The sequence below is a fragment of the Halomonas sp. Cn5-12 genome (assembly GCF_021532545.1).
GTDB classification, from domain to species: Bacteria; Pseudomonadota; Gammaproteobacteria; order Pseudomonadales; family Halomonadaceae; genus Vreelandella; species Vreelandella aquamarina.
Genome location: NZ_JAKGAY010000027.1, coordinates 1 through 20,303, shown reverse-complemented (window position 1 = coordinate 20,303; position 20,303 = coordinate 1). Strand labels below are relative to the sequence as shown.

Here is a 20,303-nt window from a genome sequence, read left to right as displayed (position 1 = left end):
CATACACAGGCACACTTTGCCTGCGCTTTCCTACTACCAAGGTATATAAGGAAGGGGCACATGCAACAAGCATCGATAGCCCAAAAGCACAATTGTTCGGTATTCGAACATTATGCTAAATTAACACATGACCATGTATGCACTGGATGAGAGCACAATAATGGAAGACTTGCCCCAGGTAGAAACGCTTAAACCTGATGACCGTGACTTCGTAACAGCACTTGCTAGTGGCTTGGAAGTCATCATGGCCTTCGATGATTCCCATTCAAAAATGACGTTGAGCGAAGTCGCTGCACACACGGGTATGAATCGAGCGAAAGCACGCCGATTCTTGCTAACGCTGAACGCATTAGGCTATGTGCGTAAACATCAGCGTTACTTTGAACTCGCCCCTAGAGTGCTTCAACTAGGATACGCATACCTTTCAGCAAATAATTACCGCAGCGTCATACAACAATATCTGGAAGATATTACAACTCAAAGTGGCGAGTCATCTTCACTTGGCGTGTTGGATGGAGACGATGTCATTTATGTGGCACGCTCTGCGGCACCACATCGCTTAATGGCGATTACTTTATCAGTAGGTACGCGCCTCCCAGCAGCGCATACATCTATGGGTCGCGTACTGTTATCGCAATTAACTGAATCAGAGCTAAATGCCTATTTGGAACGCATTTCATTGAAGCGATATACCGATAAAACCATCAATGATAAAGAGGAGCTAAAGAGGTGCATTGTTGAGGTACGCCAACAAGGTTATTCGATAGTTGATCAAGAGTTAGACTCTGGACTGCGATCAGTTGCCGTTCCTGTATTTGACATCCATGACAAGCTAATAGGCGCTATCAATATCAGCACCAACGCCGCACGCGTTGATATGGAAATGCTGTTAAATATTTATAAGCCCTTATTACAGGATAAAGCCCAACTTATCCGTCAAACGGTTAATACCTAGCTGTAGGGTCTCGGATGATCAAATGAGCTATAGGAGTTATCCTCTGCTGGCAGCCAGAGAGCTTCTACAGACATTCATTCGGGAGCAGGTTCATGGACATCAAGCTGCATAAGCAGGCGACCACGACACCGAAGATCCGTGCCGAGATCCAGGCAGCGCCTTCCAGCATCACGGATAGCGAGCTGGCACGCCAGTATGGCGTTTCACCCGCGACCATACGGCGCTGGCGGTACCGCGATGATGTCCATGACCGACCACACACGCGTCACAACCTTCTGGCCACCCTCACGTCCGAGCAGGAGGAGGTGCTGATCGCCGCTCGCGAATTCCTGCGCCACTGCTAAATTTTGCTTTCGATTTCTGGTAGGAACTCGAACAGATCGCCTACCAGGCCGTAGTCGGCGAACTGGAAAATCGGCGCTTCGTCGTCCTTGTTGATCGCGACGATCACCTTAGAGTCCTTCATGCCCGCCAGATGCTGGATGGCACCGGAGATGCCCACGGCGATATACAGATCCGGCGCGACGATTTTACCCGTTTGGCCGACCTGCATATCGTTGGGGACAAAGCCTGCGTCAACGGCCGCCCGCGAAGCCCCAATCGCCGCACCTAGCTTGTCGGCAATGCCGTCAAGCAGCTTGAAGTTATCACCGTTGCCCATGCCGCGGCCACCAGAGATGACCACCTTGGCGCCGCCAAGCTCCGGGCGGTCCGACTCGGCAAGCTCCTGCTTGACGAAACTGGACTGGGCGTTGTCAACCACGGTATCAACAGCTTCAATGGTGGCGCTGCCACCATCGCCCACGGCATCAAAGCCGGTAGTACGCACGGTGATGACTTTTAGCACGTCGTTGCTCTTGACGGTCGCAATGGCGTTGCCGGCGTAAATCGGGCGCTTGAAGGTGTCAGCGCTATCCACGGCAAGCACATCGGAAAGCTGGCTGACATCTTTCAAGGCCGCCAGACGCGGCAGCACGTTTTTGCCGGTGGTGGAGGCGCTAGCGAGCACGTGGGTGTAGCCATCGGCCAGTTCGACCAGCAGCGCGCCCATGGGCTCGGCCAGCTGGTGGGCGTAAACGACGTTATCCGCGACACGTACCTTGCTTACGCCGTCGAGTTTGGCGGCTGCCTCAGCCGCGGCTTGAACGCCTTCACCGGCAACAAGAACGTCAATATCGCCGCCGATCTGTTGTGCGGCCGCAATCACGTAAGCCGTCGCACCGGCCAGCTGGCCTTCATGCAGGTCGGCAAGTACCAAAATGCTCATAAAATCAGCTCCTTTCAAAGCGCTTATCTCAAAGAACTTGTCTCAAAGTACGGGTTGTAAATAGCCGACCTTAAAGAACCTTGGCTTCGTTTTTCAGTTTGTCGATCAGCTCGTCTACCGAGGCGACTTTGACGCCGCCCTTGCGCTCGGCGGGCGACTCTACTTTGAGCAGACTGACCTTGGAAGCGACCTCGACGCCGAAGTCGGCGGGGGTTTTCACATCCAGTGGCTTTTTCTTGGCCTTCATGATGTCGGGCAGCTTGGCGTAGCGCGGCTCGTTGAGGCGCAGGTCGGTAGTGACAATCGCGGGCAGCGTCAGCGCGATGGTTTGCAGACCGCCGTCGATTTCCCGTGTGACGTTGACTTTGTCACCATCGACCGCAACTTCCGAGGCAAAGGTGCCCTGGGGCAGGCCAGTCAGCGCGGCGAGCATTTGGCCGGTCTGGTTGTTGTCGGTATCGATGGCCTGCTTGCCCAACACTACCAACCCTGGCTGTTCCTCTTCGACCACTTTGGCCAGTAGCTTAGCCACGGCCAGGGATTCTGCGCGCTCGTCAGTCTCAATATGAATGGCGCGATCCGCACCCAGCGCCAGCGCGGTGCGCAGCTGTTCCTGGGCCGCTTTGGGACCGACCGTCACGGCGACCACTTCCGTAGCAACGCCCTTCTCTTTCAAGCGCACCGCTTCTTCCACGGCAATCTCGCAGAAGGGGTTCATGGCCATTTTGACGTTGGTAAGGTCGACATCAGAATAATCCGCTTTGACACGAATTTTGACGTTGTAGTCGATGACGCGCTTCACCGCGACAAGTACTTTCATGAAAAATCCTTAGTGATATACATAAAAAGTGGATTAACCGACGACGCCGTCACTTTTAAATTGCGATAGTTGCTCTGGTGAAAGGCCAAGGTATTCAGTAAGCACATCATTCGTATCCTGCCCTAGCAGTGGTGCCGGCCTTTTATACTCTACTGGCGTATCAGAAAGATTAATTGGGCTCCCAACCATCTCGAAATCAGGATTCATGGGGTGGGGGATGTTGACTAACATGCCACGAGCATCCACTTGAGGCTCCGCCAATGCATCGGCAATGTTATTGATTAGCCCGACAGGCACTTTGACCTTACTTATCCTCTTCACCCAAGCGTCCGCTGTGTCGCGCTTGAAATGGTCCGATAGAATCTGAGTAATTACCGCTCTGTTCCTGACGCGATCTTCATTCTTTGAAAACCGGGGATCCACTGACAATTCGGGCAGTTCTATCGCATTGCACAATGCGGCAAACTGAGAGTCGTTGCCACAGGCGATAATGAAATCCTTATCACTTGCATGGAACGAGTTGTAGGGCACGATATTGGCATGCGCATTACCGTAGCGGCCAGGTGATATGCCCGTACTTAGGTAGTTTTGGCTCTGATTACCCAATGCAGCCAGCTGTACATCCAGTAATGCCATATCGCAATGCTGACCACGCCCTGTTTTTTCACGAGCCAGTAGCGCTGCCTGTATAGCAATAACCGAATACAGGCCCGTCATCACATCGGTGACAGCCACGCCTACTTTCTGCGGGCCGCCACCTTGAACATCATCACGTTCACCAGTGATGCTCATCAACCCGCCCATACCCTGAATAATAAAATCATAGCCAGGCTCCTGCGCACGGGGCCCCGTCTGACCAAACCCCGTAATGGAACAATAGACCAATCTCGGATTAAGGCTTGAAAGTGAGTCGTAATCCAGCCCGTATTTCTTTAAGGAGCCAGCTTTGAAATTCTCTAACAGCACGTCGCTCTCGGCAGCGAGCGCACGTACAATTTCCTGACCTTTTTCGGTAGCAATATTGACAGCTACCGAGCGTTTATTGCGATTGGAGGACTGATAGTATGAGGTTTCCTGAGTATTTTTACCGTCAGCATTCTTCATGTAGGGGGGGCCCCAGGCACGAGTGTCATCCCCTCGCCCAATGCGCTCCACCTTGACAACATCAGCACCAAGATCCGCTAGCACTTGGCTGCACCAGGGACCCGCCAACACCCGGCTCAAGTCCAGTACACGAACTCCCGTTAGCGCTCCCATAGCACCCCTCTCTTTTGAACCAACATAATTCCTCTCCAACATCACCGAGCACCCGATGAGGGATGCAACAGAGATATACCAAGCATGGCACGACGGCGCAGCCAAGGGCTTGGCCGATACCGTGGGTCTCCCGTCAATGCGTGGATACGCGTGAGTATGCCAAGTAACCGTTTCGGTTCTAGGGCATCTCCCCACGCCAGCGGGCCTTGGGGATAGTTGAGCCCGAGCCTGACGGCATTATCGATATCGGCAGGCGTGGCAATCTCACGCTGGGCAATATCGCAGGCCAGGTTCACCACTGCGGCAAGCACCCGCTGAGAGACAAATCCCACGCTGTCACGGATCACCGTTACGTAGGTACCGTCTGAAGCAAATAACGCATGCGCTACGTCGCGCATTTCATGCCGGGTGACCGGCGTCACCATCAGCGTACGATGACGCTCAAGGCCCATGAGCGCATCAAGACAGACAGTGCGCTCTGGATCGGTACCGAAGTACGCACTCGCACTCACTGCATCATCACCAAAGGGCAGCAATATGCAGAGCGCTTCCTCCGAGGGTGAAGCCGTTTGCTCGACTCGCCCGCCAAGCGACGCTAACAATGATGCCACGTGCGTATGCAGGCCGGTGTCATCGCATCCCACCCAGATGGGCGGTAGGTCAGCGATGTCAGGCACGGGCTGAGGTGTCGACGCTTCGACTTTTTGTCCTTTTTCATAGCGATAAAAGCCAACACCCGTCTTGCGGCCCAAGCGGTTACCTTTCAACATCTGACGGGATATATAAGACGGACGGTAACGCGGATCGTGATAGAACTGCGTGAAGATCGCCTCCATCGCAGGATGGGACACATCCAGGCCGGTGAGATCAAAAAGCTCAAGCGGCCCCATCCGGAACCCAGCCTCTTCGCGAAGAATCCGGTCGATATCCTCAATAGGCGCTACTCGCTCCTCAAGAATTTTCAAACCTTCTGTGCTGTAAGCACGTCCCGCGTGGTTGACGATGAAGCCAGGGGTGTCTTGGGCACGCACGCCAGTATGGCCGAGTCGGGTTGCCAGCTTAAGCAACGTGTCGACGACAGCTTCATTAGTATCGATGCCCCCGACCACCTCAATCACCTTCATCAACGGCACGGGATTGAAGAAGTGGAAACCGGCCACTCGATCACGACAATTCAAGTCAGCGGCAATTGATGTGACCGAGAGTGAAGAAGTGTTAGTCGCCAGAATGCACTCTCGGTCAACAATTGCTTCCAGATCAGCGAATAGCGCTTGCTTGATTCCCAGATCCTCAACAATTGCCTCGATCACCACGTCGCAATCTGCCAAAGCCGGCAAAGATTCGACGACAGAAAGATGAGATAACGCTACCTCAGCCGATTGCCGAGTTATTTTGCCCTTCCCCACTAGTTTATCGAACGTTGCCTTTAGGCCATCACGAGCCTTGTGGGCTGCCCCTTCATTCTTGTCAAACAGCACAACATTCAGGCCAGACTGGGCAGCAATTTGGGCGATCCCCGCCCCCATCACGCCGGTTCCGACAATGCCTAGCCGGTTCACGTCTCTCGCCATTACGACGCTCCTCGATAGTTCGGTTTGCGCTTCTCGACAAAAGCAGCGGCCCCTTCCTTCTGGTCCGCCGTGTCAAAAAGCATCTGGAAAGCTTTCCGTTCAAGAACCAAGGCACTCTGCAAAGGCAAATCTTCGCCCGTGAGAACTGTGTCCTTAATGTGCTCTAGTGCCAGTGCTGGCAAACGAGCAATTTCTTTAGCCAGTGTCTTTGCGCGTTCCAACGTTTGATCGTCGGCCACCACCTCGCTTACCAAACCCATGCCAAACGCCTCGGGGGCCGGTACCATGCAGCCGGTCATCAGCATACGCATGGCCTTAAATTTGCCGACGGCTCGAACCAATCGTTGCGTCCCACCAGCGCCGGGCATCAAACCAAGCTTGACCTCCGGCTGTCCGAACTGAGCAGACTCTCCAGCAACGATGATGTCGCAGTGCATGGCAAGCTCACAGCCTCCTCCTAAAGCGAATCCGTTGACCGCCGCTATGACAGGCTTAAAGCAGTGCGCGATCGGCTCCCAAAAGCGCTCATTGTGTCGTAAATACATTTCGGTCGGAGAGGCAGTGGCAAACTCCTTCACGTCAGCACCGGCTACAAATACCTGCTCACCTCCCGTCAGCACGATGGCTCTAACTTCGTCATCTTGGCTTAAAGATAAAAACATCTCGGCAAGCTGACACCGAACAGCACCGTTGAGGGCATTCTTGGCATCTGGGCGATCGATTCGAACCACCGCCACTCCATCATCAAGCGAAGCAAGATAGACCTCGGCGGGCGACTGTTTGTCCGTCATATAAACCTCGTCATTATGTCCGCACTGCAAACATTTGTTTTGCTAATGAGGTTATTTTTACACAGCTCATCGAACAACTGTCAATTAGGCCAAAACAGCCTTACTATAAAAATCTTATTAATCAAATATTTATACTAAAAAAGTTTTTTATATCTTGCATAAGACATTAAAACCCAAAGTCCGCACTGCGGACTTTTAGTCCGCATACTTGACATATCTTCATCGGTAAACGCAAAATCGATTCAATAAGCAAGCCACGAGTGGAGCATAACTCGGTGAAGACAACAGACAGTCAGGGTGACTATCAGATCGTGGTGGACCCGATGAACACAGCAGGCGAGCAGGAGGAGGACCGGCAGTTTGTGACGGCGCTGGCCAGAGGGCTTGAGCTATTACGCTGCTTTACGCCCAGCGAAAGCGCCCTTAGCAATCTTGACCTAGCGAAGAAGTCGGGTTTGCCGCGCCCTACCGTCAGCAGGCTTACCCACACGCTAGCTCGACTGGGCTATCTGCGCCCTTTGCAACGTGGGAAATACCAGTTGGATGTGGGCGTCATGTCCTTTGGCTATTCGATGATATCCAACCTACCAGTTCGCGCGATTGCCCAACCCTTGATGGTAAACCTTGCTAACGAGGTGGGTGCAACGGTGGCTATGTCTGCACGTGACCGACTAGACATGGTTTATCTCGACGTGGTCCAGAGTGCTCTTCGCTCTACCATCCGTCGTCAGATCGGTACACGCCTGCCCATCCACCAGAGTTCGGCGGGGCGCGCATGTCTCGCTGCCATGCCCACTCAAGAGTCTGATGTGATGATGAATCACCTACGGGACTTGAACCCTACAGAGTGGCCAGCCATTCGAAGATCATTGGAGCGTGCTTTTCGAGACTACGCTGATCACGGATACTGCCTATCGATTGGTGAATGGCAACGCAAGGTTAATGCCGTTGCAGTGCCCCTCCATCATCCTCAGCTTGGAGTTATCGCGTTCAATTGTGGTGGCCCCGAATTTCAGATATCACGTGAAAAGCTGGAAGAGTCTATCGGGCCGCAGCTAGTGCAACTGGTCAACGATATAAAGACCCAAATCTCATAAGCCACACCACATTTTCCGACGTACAAATTCATATCAAGAGGCACGCACATGATTCGTGATCAGGAAACGATGCAGCTCCTGCTCGACTCCATCCGTAATTTTGTTCAAGAAGAGCTGATTCCACGTGAGGAAGAAGTCGCTGAAAGCGATGAAATCCCCGAGGACATCGTTTCACAAATGCGCGATATGGGGCTCTTCGGCCTCACCATCCCCGAGGAGTACGGTGGACTTGGGGTGACCATGGAAGAAGAAGTCAATATCGCGTTCGAGCTTGGACGGACATCTCCCGCCTTCCGCTCTTTCATTGGCACTAACAACGGTATTGGCTCAATCGGCATCCTGGTCGACGGCACCGATGAGCAGAAGGCCAACTACCTCCCCCAGCTAGCCAGCGGCGATATCATAAGTTCCTTCTGTCTAACCGAGCCTGACTCAGGTTCGGATGCGGCCTCACTGCGCACAACGGCGGTGAAGGATGGCGATGACTACTTGATCAACGGCACCAAGCGCTACATCACGAATGCACCACATGCTGGCATCTTCACCGTCATGGCACGTACGAATGTCGAGATCAAGGGTGCCAAGGGCATCAGTGCATTCATCGTAGAAGCCGATACCCCCGGCATTACTATCGGTAAGCGCGATAAGAAGATGGGCCAAAAAGGCGCTCATACTGCGGATGTTATCTTCGACAATGTGCGGGTACCGACCAACGCACTGATTGGTAAGCAAGAAGGAGTGGGGTTCAAGACCGCCATGAAGGTTCTGGACAAGGGTCGCCTGCACATTGCCGCCATTGCGGTCGGCGCCGCTGAGCGAATCCTAGAGGACTCTCTACGCTTCGCCATGGAACGCAAACAATTTGGCACCCCCATCGCCGAGTTCCAGCTGATCCAAGGCATGCTGGCCGATTCCAAAGCCGAGATTTATGCTGCCCGCTGCATGGTGCTCGATGCCGCTCGCCAGCGCGATGATGGCCACAACGTCAGTACCGAGGCCTCTTGCGCCAAGATGTTCGCAACGGAAATGTGTAGCCGTGTGGCCGACCGCGGTGTGCAGATTCATGGCGGCGCTGGCTATATCAGCGACTATGCCGTTGAGCGGTTTTACCGTGATGTGCGCCTGTTCCGGCTCTATGAGGGGACGACTCAAATTCAGCAGGTGATCATTTCGCGTAACATGATCCGCAACGCCTAATAATAAGCACACACAGCGCTCCCTACTTGTGCCAAGATCCCTTGCCGATCCGCTAAGCTATTTGGCAAGGACTTGCGCACAAGCCGGAGCTTGAAACCAGCGAAGTACTTGACCCCCTCAGCTTGCTAATCGAAAGAGGACGGCGGCCATCATCAACGATGTCGCAAGAAATGCGCCATTCCAACGCAGGCCGATCTGTCCCGCCGTCATCCCTGTAAAACGTGACATGATCATCATCGCGGCCGTGAACGGCGACGACACCATCGTCAACGACCAGCCCGACAGCATCGCAGCCGCCAGCAGCGGCAACGACACGTTTTCCAGCCCCACTTGGGCCACCATACTGGTCAAGAAGGTCACACTGATAATCGGATTAACGCCGACCTGGGCAAGAATAACGATCAGCATGAGCACGACTGCCGGCAACCAGTTGCCAAGGGCAACAAGCAAGAAGGCCACCCCGCCCAGTTGGGCAGGATCAAGCAGCGCCACGCTGAGATAGCCGAGATAGGCCCCCGAGCCCAGCGCCACGACTTCATTACCAATGCCACCCAACACCTCAGGCAAGCGACGGGCTAGCATGACAGTAGCGGGCCTAACGCCCGCATAGCTAATGCCACGACACTGCCAAGCCAGCCAAATCCAGGCTCCCAAAGGGACACCAATCACAACCGCCTGAGGCAACCGTAGCGAAAGCACCGTTGCAAGCGCAAAAACCAGCATCACTAACGCAAGCAGCATCAAGCTAAAAGCTGCCAGCGGCATCAGTGAGGGCCGTGCGACTAGCGCTACCCGCGCTCTTGGGGGAGGCCCTGCAACGTGATCACAGGCCCAGCCCAACAGAAATAGAATGATGGCCGACAACAATACGTAGGGAAAGAGCTCACCCCAGGTCAGCGTTTCAAGATTAGCCAAAACGACCGCGACACCGATACCTAGAGGAGAAACCAGCGGCGCCAGAGTGAAACCGCGCAAGGTTGCCAGAAGCATGCGTCGGCGACGCACCTCTTGCAGCCACACTCTCCCCTGAGCTGAGCCAAGAGTGTTGGACTTGTCGATCATCGACATGAACAAGTTCAACACACCGAAGTTGAGCACGATTCCGAAAAGGGTGGAGCCCAATGAAAGGATCGGATAACGCCAGGTGGGTGGCTGCAACAGCAGGCTATGACCGCAGCGACGGATGAGTTTTGAACGGTAAGCTGGCAGGCGAAGCACCGCAAGTGCCGTCATGAACGCCGCCAGGAATACAAAGCCACCTGCTGCCTCATGGAGCACAGCCCAAGGTGAAGGAAGCCTCCATAGAGCAAAGAACGAAGCTACGACACAGGCCAAAGCTAACATGCGCGCCATGAAGCTGAAACGCGGCCAGCCTAGCATTAGAAAGCCCGTCAACATAAGTTGAGCCAAGCTTTCGGCCCACGTTACACCACTCAATAAATGCACTACAGCCAGCACTGCCACACCAGCGAGCAAACGGCTAGACCAGACGTTTGCAACTGATTCATGTCTGCCGAGATGCATGGTTATCCCCACCTCCCTGATATAAATCGAGCCGACCCCCACCAAGAAGTCGGCTCGATTTACTTGAGCCTTAAGCCCACCCTGCGGGCTTAAGGAAAGTCGTCATTTATAGCAAGGCCCGCAGCGTCAAGTGCCCGCCTCTGACTCATTGGCACTTTGTTTCGTTTTGTGTCGTGAAGACATAAAGCGATAAATGGCCAGCAATATAGAGCCTACTGTTAGGGCAATAAAGAACCAGGTGATCGGGCCACGTACGAAAATCGACAGGTCGTTAGAACCGATCAGCAGTGATCGTCGCAAGTTGTCCTCGAACATCGGCCCCAAAATGAAACCAATTAGGAAAGGGGCAGCCGGAATGCCCGTACGATTAAACACATAGCCCATAAGCCCAAACGCCAACATTAACCAGACATCGAATGTGTCGTTATTGACCGCATAAGCACCGTATATGCAGAACATCAATACGATAGGAAACAGAATCGACTTGGGGATATCCGCGATCAGGGAGAAGTAGCGGATTGCTGCACTACCCACGAACAATAGGATCACTGAACTGAGCATGATACCTAGGAAGAGGGCATAGATAAGCGGCAGATTTTCCTGGAACAGGAGTGGACCCGGGGTCAATCCATGTACCATGAAGGCGCCCAAGATAATGGCGGTGATCACATCACCAGGGATACCTAACGACAATAATGGGATCAGTGTGGCCCCTGCTACACCATTGTTACCCGCTTCAGAAGCAGCTACACCTTCTATCTCCCCTTTGCCAAAGCGTTCTGGGTGAGGCGAACGACGCTTGGCATCACTATAAGAAATAAAGGCAGCAGCAGTAGCACCGGTGCCCGGAATAGCACCAATAATCACACCGATCAAGCTGCCGCGCACGATGCTTTTAAGGCTGCGTTTAAGCTCAACGAAAGACACACCGGCACCGCTAGCCTTCGCCCGGATATGAGGCACCACCTTTTTACGATAAAACTCCATGATCTCTGGTATTGCAAAAAGGCCGATTAACAGAGGAATGAACGAAATGCTGTCCATCAAGTTGTAATTGCCAAAGGTCAGCCGCTGTGAACCAAACACAGAATCCAGCCCGACCAGTGAAAGCAAGATGCCTAGAAACGCCGCAATCAGACCCTTGATCATTGATCCACTGGCCAAGGATATAATGATGGTCAATGAAAAGCAGATCAGCCAGAAGAACTCCGGCGCGCCGAAATTAAGGGCGATTTTCGCCAAATAAGCGGCGAAAAAGATCAGTGCAATGTTAGATATAAAATCAGCGATTACCGATGAGTAGAGCGCCATCTTTAGCGCCTTCTTTGCCTCGCCCTGCTGAGCTAGCGGATAACCATCTAGTAATGTACAAGCCGACGCAGGCGATCCAGGTGTACGGATTAAGATCGCCGTAATAGAACCACCATACATACCGCCCTTGTAAATACCTACCAACAACAGTATGGCCGCAACCGGCTCCATTGAAAAAGTAAACGGTAGCGCCAACGCCACTGCCATCGTGGCAGTGAGGCCCGGGATGGAGCCAACGGTCACGCCAATAATCACACCTATAGCTATTGCCACGAAATTCTCTGTGGCCAGAAATAGCTGCAGTACTTCTGTAATATTATCCATAAGTCACCAGATCTTGAGAGATGGCCGCTGGGTCAGAACGGCAACATCGGCAGCGGTACGTTCATGACCTCGGTAAACAGTAGCGTGATGCCTACAGGGAAGACGATGGCTAGACCGTAGACCCATAAAGTACGCACTGGATGAGCAATGAACAGTATAAAGGTGGCGAGGATCCCGCTAATTATCGCTCCCAACATCTCGAACAAACCTGCGTAGACAACCAGGGCCACGACCATCAGGACAAAGCGTAACCACGCACCACGCTCGAAGCGGCGCCCACTATCCTCAGCATCATCAGCAACTAATACACCCTGGACGATCATTAGCAGAGAAAACACCAACAGCAGCCAGCCAACGATGGTCGGCAGCCAACGCGGCGACATCATCGGATTCTGCATGATAGGCGGCTGGCCAATGTAGTTGGGAATTAGGTAGAACAGTAGAAGCAGGGCAAAGCCCAGCAATATAACCCCAGCGACCACATCCCACGAATCTTTGATCAGCGTGCCACTAGTAGAGTGCGACTTCGTCATCGGGGGTTCCCTCTCGACGTAAAAAGCTCCGGAAGTAAACCAACTGAGGCGAGGGTGTAACCCTCGCCTCATCATGCAGTGTATTCAACAATGAATTATTCTTGGCGAATACCCGCTTCAGCCGCTACTTCATCCCAGCGGGCCACTTCCTCAGCGATGAACGCTTTGAACTCGTCACCAGCAACCGCGCCCGGCTCGGCGCCCAACTGATCAACGAAGCTAGTAAACTCTTCACGCTTCATTACTTCCTGCAGTGCTTCTTGCATGACCGTCATAGCTTCTTCTGGAAAGGACTCATGAGCAATCAGACCAAACCAAGCGGTAGTGGTGAACTGATCAAGGTTATATTCACCGATTTCTTCTAGGGTCGGCACGTCGGGCAAGTACTCGGAGCGCTCAGCGGAAGTAACCGCCAGCGCTTTCAGATCACCAGACTGAATATGCGAGAAAACAGTGGGCATGTTCTCGAAAGAGACGTCGACATCTCCGCCCAATAGCGCAGGTAGGGCTGCACCACTACCAGCGAAAGGCACTGCCGTCATATTGGTACCGGTCAGAGTCTTGAAAAGCTCACCTGACATATGTATAGAACTTCCCACACCACTGTGGCTAAAGGTCATATTCTGCTCTTTAGCTGCCTCGACAAACTCCAATACGTTGTTATAGGGGCTATCAGCCGGAACCACCATGACGTTGGGAATGTCGATCAAGTTCTGAATGAACACAAAATCTTCGACAGGATCATAGGTAAGATTGGGGTAAATGGCAGCACCGATGGCGTGACCTGGTGAAGCCATCATAATTGTATGGTCAACGTCTCGACCGCCGCGAGCCAAACGACCCGTAGCCACCGTAGAGCCGGCACCAGGTCGGTTCTCCACCACAACGTTTGCATTGAGTTCTTCCTGTAGCAGGTTAGCGACACGACGTGATAGCACATCGGTGGTACCACCCGGCGCATAAGGAACTATAAGACGCACGTCGTCAGTGGGCCAGTCTTGAGCCTGGGCAGTAGACACCGAAAGGGAAAGTGCAGCAACACCGCAGGTGGCTAATGCTAGGACATTGAGTAGCTTGTTCATAATTACCCCTGATCTAATAATTGTTTACTATGCGTACATTTATTCGCAATACGTTCACAGGTTACTTGGAAAGAGCGAAAGCCAGGTATCCAACTTTAGTTTTACATCGTAAATTTTTTATTTGGGCAATAACTAATACACTGGAGCTAGTTCGCTACACTCACTCTCTGGAAGAGAGTTTTTAAGCTAAAATTTTAATTAATTCATAAACGCTTTTTAGTGATTAGCGCCTATACAGTTGCCACTGGAGTAACCGGTGAGCCAATCGCACCTGGCAAGCGCAAAGGTGGAGCCGTCAGTAAGAAACGATTACGCCCTCGACTATGTAGCCAATCTGCCAAGTCTTTCAGGTACCAGAGTTCGGCCAGGGGCAAACCTAGCTTGAATAGGCAATGGAGATGCAGCGGAAGTTTAGAGCAACAGTCAGGTTCCAGTTCGCGATCAAGGTTCTCCACCGCGTAGTTATCAGCACAGATCGCCGCGATACCACTCGAGGTAATCCACTCAAGTAGCGCCGGATCACTGCCATCAAGTACTGCCCCAGTGTTTTTTAGAACGTCCGGCTGGGGAGTTCCCTTCATGTCTAGCAATGCTTCGGCAAACCCTGTGCGCAATACCAGCATATCACCTTGCTCCAACACTACGCTCTGCTGTTCCAGCGCCTCAAGCAGATCTCTGTACCCTATCAACGTTCTTCCCGAACCGAAGGCTCGCACCAGGTCCACTAAAACACCCCGGCCCTGCATGCCATGCGCGGCCAGTGTCTCAATGCCAAGGCGTCTAGCATAGGAATCGTGACGCTGGGAAGGCTCTGCGCTTAAATCCAGCACATCTTGCGCCGCCATGTAGCCATTGTAATAGCGCCGCTCAGGCGAGCCGTCGTCATCACCATCAAAAAGAGCTCCCACATGGGCCAAGGAGTCCCACTGAGTGGAATACTGTAACGATAGCTGGACTTGGTCGTCACTGATGATGTCGTTCAGCTTGGGGTTATGAGTGGAGAGGGGAAAGTTGATGTACTGGTCTTCATCAAGCGCCGTCGGGGTCAATTTCGGTGGTGAACGGCGAGGATTCAGTACTTTCCCACCGGGGATATCCAAGGGCAGAGATAAGCAGAACGTTACGCCCTCCTGGACTTCCTGGACGCCTTTGAGGACCTGCTCTGTCCCGATCAAGTTGACACGCCCCAATTGATCATTGGGCCCGAAATCTCCCCAATTGCTGCCTTCGGGACGTTTCTTCCAGCGCGGCTGATTCATGGTTCATCTCCATGTGAGTCTTGTGCAGCGAGTTCAATGATGCGCTTCAGTTTGCTCCGCTCATGCGCCTGGTGACGCGCAAGCGACTCGTCGCTCCAGCGGTAAAATCCTCGCCCTACCTTGGCACCTAGACGCCCCTTGGCTACATACTCTTCAAGAAGCGCTGCAGGCTGCTGACTTGCATCGAGATCTGGATAGAGATATCGAGCAATATGCAGATGTGTGTCCAGCCCGTTGAGATCGCGCTGGCACAAGGGGCCATTCAAAGCCAGCCGCACACCGATGGAGTACTGCACGATGTCATCCAGCGCTTCAGTCTCTACCACGCCTTTCTCCAGCAGGGAGAGGCATTCACGCATGACCGCATGCTGGATCCGATTGGCAACGAAACCGGGCACGCAAGTCTTCAACACCGCTGGCCGTTTTCCCAACTGCGTCAGCCAACCGCAAGCCTTTTCCACTGTCTCAGCCTCTGTGTGGCTACCGGGAACGACTTCCACAGTGGGCACAATGTCCGCGGGGTTAAAGAAGTGAGTCCCCACGAAGCGTTGCGGAACGCGCATGATACTGCCTATTTCGTCGATCGGTATCCCCGACGTATTAGTCATGATGATGGTGGCGTCATTCACGCTGGCCTCGATTTGCGCCACGACCTTCTGTTTGACCTCGACATTTTCGGTCACGCTCTCAATGACGAAATCGGGGACCTCCGTCATCTTCAAATCCGTAGCGAAGCAAGTCGTCGCCGCATGGGTTGCTAAACGCTGACGGCTGGTCTCCAACACTTGCGGATTGGTATCCACAACGGTGACCTTGACACCATTCACCGCCATCAACTTAGCCAGTGTGGTGCCCATGGTGCCAGCACCCACCACGACTGCTCGCAAAGCTTTTTCTTGCATCAGCTCTCTCCCCTAGCCTGGAATGGCGACTTATCTCAAACGGCATAGACAAATGTCGCATTGAATAAAATGATTCGCAGGTTAAATATAATCTCACATTACGAACTTGTGTTCGCTATACGCACACAATAAACCATGACCAACATACCTACAATAAGAGGCCGCTTTCTATGAATGCGCTGGCTAATTTCTTCACTAGGCTCGTTAACCGGTACATGCCTGATCCTCTGGTCATCGCTATCCTCCTGACCGTACTCACTATGCTCCTGGCGGTGCTAGTTCAAGGCACTAGCCCACTGAATGCGGTGCGTTACTGGGGCGATGGCTTCTGGGATCTGCTGGCCTTCAGCATGCAGATGACGGTCATCCTTCTGGCAGGCTATATCCTCGCCAAGACGCCTTTGGTGGATGGTGCTCTCAACCGCCTCGCCGCACGCGTCAAAACACCGTTCATGGCGATTGTCGTCGCCACCCTGGTGGGCGGCATTGGCAGCTGGCTGAATTGGGGGTTCGGCTTGGTAATAGGCGGTATCGTGGCTCAGAAGCTGGCACTCAACGTAAAAGGCTTACACTACCCCCTTGTGATCGCCGCGGCGTACTCGGGTTTCGCCCTTTATGGCATCGGCCTGTCAGGCAGTGTCCCGCTGCTAATCGCCACTGAGGGGCATTTTCTTCAAGATGCCATCGGCCTGATCCCATTAAGCGAAACGATTTTCTCGCCCATCCTCTTAATCACCAGTGCTCTGATTCTGCTCACCTTGCCTTTCTTCAATGCTTGGCTGCACCCCAAGCTGGACAAGGATATCGTTGAAATCGACCCCAGCACTGTCGCAAAGCCTACTGCAGCGCCCTTACCCGGCGACGTGAAAGTCACCATTGCAGAGCGCTTGAATCGTAGCCGGGTGGTAGGTATCGGCATTGGCTTGCTGGGCATGCTGTATATAGCGCTGTACACAGTCGACGGAGGCTCGCTGAACCTCAACACTGTCAACTTCGCCTTTCTGTTCCTGGGGATACTCCTTTTTGCATCACCAGCCAACTACTTGGCCGCACTGGCTGACGGGATCCGCATCGTCTCGGGTATTATCGTGCAGTACCCTTTCTACGCGGGGATCATGGGAATTCTGGTGAGCTCAGGCCTGGTGGTTTCGTTTGCGAATATCTTCGTTGATATCTCCAGTGCCCAAACCTTGCCTATTTGGTCATTCATCAGCGGTGCCATCATCAACCTGCTGGCACCATCCGGCGGCGGTCAATGGGCAGTCCAGGGGCCGGTCATGGTGCAAGCCGCCACTGAAATCGGCGCTTCCCAAGCGGCCACCGCGCTCGCCGTGCAGATTGGCGACCAGTGGAGCAACATGATCCAGCCGTTTTGGATCCTTCCGGTGCTGGCCATTTCCGGTTTGAAGTTGCGCGATGTGATGGGCTATATGGTGTTGATCCTGATCTACCTGGGAATCATCTACGGCAGCGCCATGCTTATTTGGGGCTACCTCAGCGCTTAACCACGTTTACTAACTGAGGTTTGCAAATGCCTTTTTTGATAGAGACCTTCGACAAGCCCGATCTCCAGGCCTTGCGCCTGGAGGTACGTCAACAACATCTAGAATATCTGGATGCCAACGTGGATATTCTGCTGGCCTGCGGGGCCAAGCTCTCCGATGACGGTGAAACGGCATCAGGCGGCATCTACCTGCTCGACCTGGACAGTCGAGAGGAAGCTGAGCGTTTTATTGAGGGCGACCCATTCCACCAAGCGGCACTATTCGACGAGGTCAAGATCGTGCGTTGGCGGCAGGCCTACCTGAACCGAAAGAACACCCTTTAGGGCAGGCACAATCTTATCGCGACAATACAATGGAGAAATACGATGTTGTTTCATGTAGAAATGGTAGTAAAGCTCCCGCCCGACATGCCGGCCGATCAAGTGGCTGACATCAAAGCAAGAGAGAAAGCCTACTCACAAGAGCTACAACGACAGGGTAAATGGCGCCATCTATGGCGAGTCGCCGGCAGTTACGCCAACGTCAGCATCTTCGACGTCAATGACAACGACGAACTGCAAGAAGTCATCAGCGGCTTACCCTTGTTCCCCTACATGGATATCCAAGTAAAACCGCTATGCCGCCATCCCTCCTCAATACGTGAGGACAACACATAACTAAGCCCCATCGCCTCGCTGAACTGTCGGCGAGGCTGACTTTCCTACCAACTTCATACTCAATCACCGTGCCTATGCCGAGGAACTCTAATGAGTCAAGACGCCGCTCAAAGCCAAGCAAATCAAATCCACTGCGCTGTGGTGACTGGCGGGGCGAGAAACATCGGCCAGGCGATCGCCTTGCGTTTACAGAAAGATGGTTATCGCGTGGTTGTGGTGGATATCGTCGAACCCGAAGCCCAATCACTGCAAGCAGATTCCCACCAAGTCGACCTTTCTGATGCCGATGCGACTCGCCGTGTTATGTTGGATATTTCCGAGCGTTTTCAGGTGACACGACTGATCAACAATGTCGGCATTGTTGCCCCGGCACTGATTGAAGAAGCACAGCTTGAAGACTTCGACAAATTGATGCACCTGAACGTGCGTTCGGCACTGATCTGCACACAGTCGTTGTTGCCTAATATGAAGGCGAACGGCAAGGGGCGCATCGTTCTGAATACCAGCCGAGTGGTACTTGGAAAAGAGGCGCGCACCATCTATAGCGCCACTAAAGGAGCGCTACAATCTATGGCCAGAACATGGGCCCTAGAACTCGCTGAACACGGTATTACAGTTAATTGCGTTGCTCCTGGGCCTATTGCCACAAGCGCTTTCTGGCAAAACAATCCACCCGATTCTGAGCGTGCCCGACGCATAGTCGAAAATATTCCGTTAAAACGCATGGGCCAGCCTGAGGATGTAGCCCAGGCAGTAAGCTTCTTCTGCGACGAACATAGTGGATTTATCACTGGTCAGACGCTTTTCGTCTGTGGCGGTGTCACGGTGGGTTAAGTGTAAGGCGCCTGGGCTCTGATCTATAGACACCCCTGCAGCTGTAATGTGATGTGCTACAGAGTGTTTAATCCCGGACTGTGCAAGCCCATACCAGATTGATGCGCCCTTAAATGGGGTATGCAAATGGAAAATGCGTCATAACAAGGCGCATGTTCGAATTTACAAGTGCGCTGCTTGCACCTACCCCGCCTTTTTTGCACTATCGCGGTGCAAAAAAGGCGGGGTAGGTGCATCATCCAATCCAAACATTCTTTAAACATTTCAAACGCTCTCAATGGAGTCTACACGGAGACGTTTAAATTGACGCCAACTATATAAAGAGGGGCCTAACAACATACTCCCGCAGACAACAACCCCTTCAATCAACTTACATAGCCAATTTACCCATGGAGTCTCTATCAACAAATAAGCAATTGAAGACAATTACCCATGAAAACACATTAAACTTAATAAACGAAGCTTCTCCATGGCACATTCACGCATAACTTTTTCATATACAAAGGGTTGCGCCGATTAAAAAACATGGTAATCATATAGTAAGGAAAGGCTAAAAGGGATGCCTTAAGAGAGTTAACGACGTTACACAATGCAAATAAACCAGGTGGCTTAATGCTAAAAGAGTGTGGTTCAAGGAGGGTCTCACTGTCGCGTGTCGAGGTAAGCCGATATTTATCGCCCCAGGTACGCCGCCTGCTGTTGGCTCGCCCCCCTTTTTTGGAGGAAATCCAGGACATGACTGATGAGGCGCTAAAGGCCTATCTCATGCAGCACCCGCCGGTGGTTTACGAAGCGAAGAGAAGCGCGCATGGCGATCCGCTATTTTGTCTTGCCAACCTGAACGCCCTGTATATAGCGAAAAACCGTTTTCGCGACAGTGAAAAGGTGCGCGTCACACTGGTAGAAGCACCGCCCAGTCAACAAACAAATGCGGTTGCTCTGTTTTTCGCGTTATCTGCGGAAGCGTGCCATGCACTCTCTCCCAATGAGGCAGGGCATTACGTAGCTGCTCTATGGAATGAGCTCATGTCTGATCAACCAGCATTATTAATGGATGTGTCCGAACGCTTCAGCAATAAGACCACTTTCTGTGATGCTTTTGGCCTTAATCGACGGCTGTATTAGAGGCGACTACCTTCATGGATGAAACCACTAAGCATAAGGCACTTTTAGAAGAAGTCCTTCAGCCGCGTAACGACTATTTGGGGATAGAAGCGATAAAGCCACTGCTAGCAGTCTGTCGGACTTGAGGTTAATGGATGAGCTGAGGCGTGGGTTCTTCACCCCCCCTGTGTTGGTGTTGGTGCTGTTGTGTGGCTCTTAACCTGCCCCTCAGCTTCTGCAAGGCGGTTCTGACGCCTTGCCTGCTGGCCGGTTGGGCGCGGCGAGCCCTCAGCCCGCCGTCAACCGGTGCATCC

General features: G+C 52.9%; 19 protein-coding genes and 1 pseudogene. 9 read left to right on the top strand and 11 right to left on the bottom strand.

The window, feature by feature from the left end:
- Positions 1-160: 160 nt before the first annotated feature.
- The gene (locus L1249_RS13450; protein ID WP_228168990.1) at positions 161-955 is read left to right on the top strand and encodes an IclR family transcriptional regulator domain-containing protein; all 795 of its coding nucleotides are present in this window, start codon (positions 161-163) and stop codon (positions 953-955) included.
- 92 nt (positions 956-1,047) lie between these two features.
- Positions 1,048-1,290: pseudogene (locus L1249_RS13445) on the top strand (IS481 family transposase); the annotation flags it as partial.
- Positions 1,291-1,295: 5 nt separating this feature from the next.
- Here the strand turns inward: L1249_RS13445 and L1249_RS13440 are convergent.
- The 5 genes from L1249_RS13440 to L1249_RS13420 form a co-directional block, all read right to left on the bottom strand.
- On the bottom strand, positions 1,296-2,222 hold the full coding sequence (locus L1249_RS13440; RefSeq protein ID WP_172515055.1) for an electron transfer flavoprotein subunit alpha/FixB family protein: 927 nt from the start codon (positions 2,220-2,222) through the stop codon (positions 1,296-1,298).
- Between the two features lie 70 nt (positions 2,223-2,292).
- A complete protein-coding gene (locus L1249_RS13435; RefSeq protein WP_074211365.1) occupies positions 2,293-3,042 on the bottom strand; it encodes an electron transfer flavoprotein subunit beta/FixA family protein in 750 nt (249 codons plus the stop codon).
- Between the two features lie 33 nt (positions 3,043-3,075).
- Positions 3,076-4,299 carry a CaiB/BaiF CoA transferase family protein gene (locus L1249_RS13430; RefSeq protein ID WP_137094761.1) on the bottom strand — a complete coding sequence of 408 codons (1,224 nt, stop codon included), beginning with the start codon at positions 4,297-4,299 and terminating at the stop codon, positions 3,076-3,078.
- A 41-nt stretch (positions 4,300-4,340) separates the two neighbouring features.
- Positions 4,341-5,870 (bottom strand): 3-hydroxyacyl-CoA dehydrogenase, encoded by a 1,530-nt coding sequence (locus L1249_RS13425; RefSeq protein WP_054641538.1) that lies wholly within the window; start codon positions 5,868-5,870, stop codon positions 4,341-4,343.
- Entirely contained in the window at positions 5,870-6,661 is a 792-nt protein-coding gene (locus tag L1249_RS13420) for an enoyl-CoA hydratase (protein WP_054645255.1), read from the bottom strand. Before L1249_RS13420 ends, L1249_RS13425 begins: the two co-directional genes overlap by 1 nt.
- 275 nt (positions 6,662-6,936) lie before the next feature.
- Here L1249_RS13420 and L1249_RS13415 point away from each other — a divergent pair, with 275 nt between their 5' ends.
- Together L1249_RS13415 and L1249_RS13410 are read left to right on the top strand one after the other, a co-directional pair.
- On the top strand, positions 6,937-7,758 hold the full coding sequence (locus L1249_RS13415; protein WP_228168991.1) for an IclR family transcriptional regulator: 822 nt from the start codon (positions 6,937-6,939) through the stop codon (positions 7,756-7,758).
- Positions 7,759-7,806: 48 nt separating this feature from the next.
- Complete coding sequence (locus L1249_RS13410) at positions 7,807-8,955, top strand: acyl-CoA dehydrogenase family protein (RefSeq protein WP_054645257.1); 1,149 nt, start codon at positions 7,807-7,809, stop codon at positions 8,953-8,955.
- Positions 8,956-9,072: 117 nt separating this feature from the next.
- On the opposite strand, the gene L1249_RS13405 is transcribed toward L1249_RS13410, so the two are convergent.
- The 6 genes from L1249_RS13405 to L1249_RS13380 all read right to left on the bottom strand — a co-directional run bounded on the left by L1249_RS13405 (position 9,073) and on the right by L1249_RS13380 (position 15,890).
- On the bottom strand, positions 9,073-10,521 hold the full coding sequence (locus L1249_RS13405; protein WP_235253637.1) for a hypothetical protein: 1,449 nt from the start codon (positions 10,519-10,521) through the stop codon (positions 9,073-9,075).
- An 84-nt stretch (positions 10,522-10,605) separates the two neighbouring features.
- Positions 10,606-12,114, bottom strand: a complete 1,509-nt coding sequence (locus L1249_RS13400) for a tripartite tricarboxylate transporter permease (protein WP_054645259.1) — start codon at positions 12,112-12,114, stop codon at positions 10,606-10,608.
- A 32-nt stretch (positions 12,115-12,146) separates the two neighbouring features.
- On the bottom strand, positions 12,147-12,647 hold the full coding sequence (locus tag L1249_RS13395; protein ID WP_054641539.1) for a tripartite tricarboxylate transporter TctB family protein: 501 nt from the start codon (positions 12,645-12,647) through the stop codon (positions 12,147-12,149).
- A 95-nt stretch (positions 12,648-12,742) separates the two neighbouring features.
- Entirely contained in the window at positions 12,743-13,729 is a 987-nt protein-coding gene (locus L1249_RS13390) for a Bug family tripartite tricarboxylate transporter substrate binding protein (protein ID WP_054645260.1), read from the bottom strand.
- A 230-nt stretch (positions 13,730-13,959) separates the two neighbouring features.
- Positions 13,960-14,988 carry a cyclase family protein gene (locus L1249_RS13385; protein WP_074211359.1) on the bottom strand — a complete coding sequence of 343 codons (1,029 nt, stop codon included), beginning with the start codon at positions 14,986-14,988 and terminating at the stop codon, positions 13,960-13,962.
- On the bottom strand, positions 14,985-15,890 hold the full coding sequence (locus tag L1249_RS13380; RefSeq protein WP_054641540.1) for a 3-hydroxyacyl-CoA dehydrogenase NAD-binding domain-containing protein: 906 nt from the start codon (positions 15,888-15,890) through the stop codon (positions 14,985-14,987). The genes L1249_RS13385 and L1249_RS13380 overlap by 4 nt, the downstream gene beginning before the upstream one ends.
- Before the next feature lie 170 nt (positions 15,891-16,060).
- On the opposite strand from L1249_RS13380, the gene L1249_RS13375 reads away from it, so the two are divergent.
- The 5 genes from L1249_RS13375 to L1249_RS13355 all read left to right on the top strand — a co-directional run bounded on the left by L1249_RS13375 (position 16,061) and on the right by L1249_RS13355 (position 20,010).
- A complete protein-coding gene (locus L1249_RS13375; protein ID WP_074211358.1) occupies positions 16,061-17,395 on the top strand; it encodes a short-chain fatty acid transporter in 1,335 nt (444 codons plus the stop codon).
- A 26-nt stretch (positions 17,396-17,421) separates the two neighbouring features.
- Entirely contained in the window at positions 17,422-17,718 is a 297-nt protein-coding gene (locus L1249_RS13370; protein WP_054641541.1) for a YciI family protein, read from the top strand.
- Between the two features lie 42 nt (positions 17,719-17,760).
- On the top strand, positions 17,761-18,051 hold the full coding sequence (catC, locus tag L1249_RS13365; RefSeq protein WP_054641542.1) for a muconolactone Delta-isomerase: 291 nt from the start codon (positions 17,761-17,763) through the stop codon (positions 18,049-18,051).
- Positions 18,052-18,141: 90 nt separating this feature from the next.
- Positions 18,142-18,885 (top strand): SDR family NAD(P)-dependent oxidoreductase, encoded by a 744-nt coding sequence (locus tag L1249_RS13360; RefSeq protein WP_054641543.1) that lies wholly within the window; start codon positions 18,142-18,144, stop codon positions 18,883-18,885.
- Positions 18,886-19,620: 735 nt separating this feature from the next.
- Positions 19,621-20,010 (top strand): hypothetical protein, encoded by a 390-nt coding sequence (locus L1249_RS13355; RefSeq protein WP_137095214.1) that lies wholly within the window; start codon positions 19,621-19,623, stop codon positions 20,008-20,010.
- Positions 20,011-20,303 lie beyond the last annotated feature (293 nt).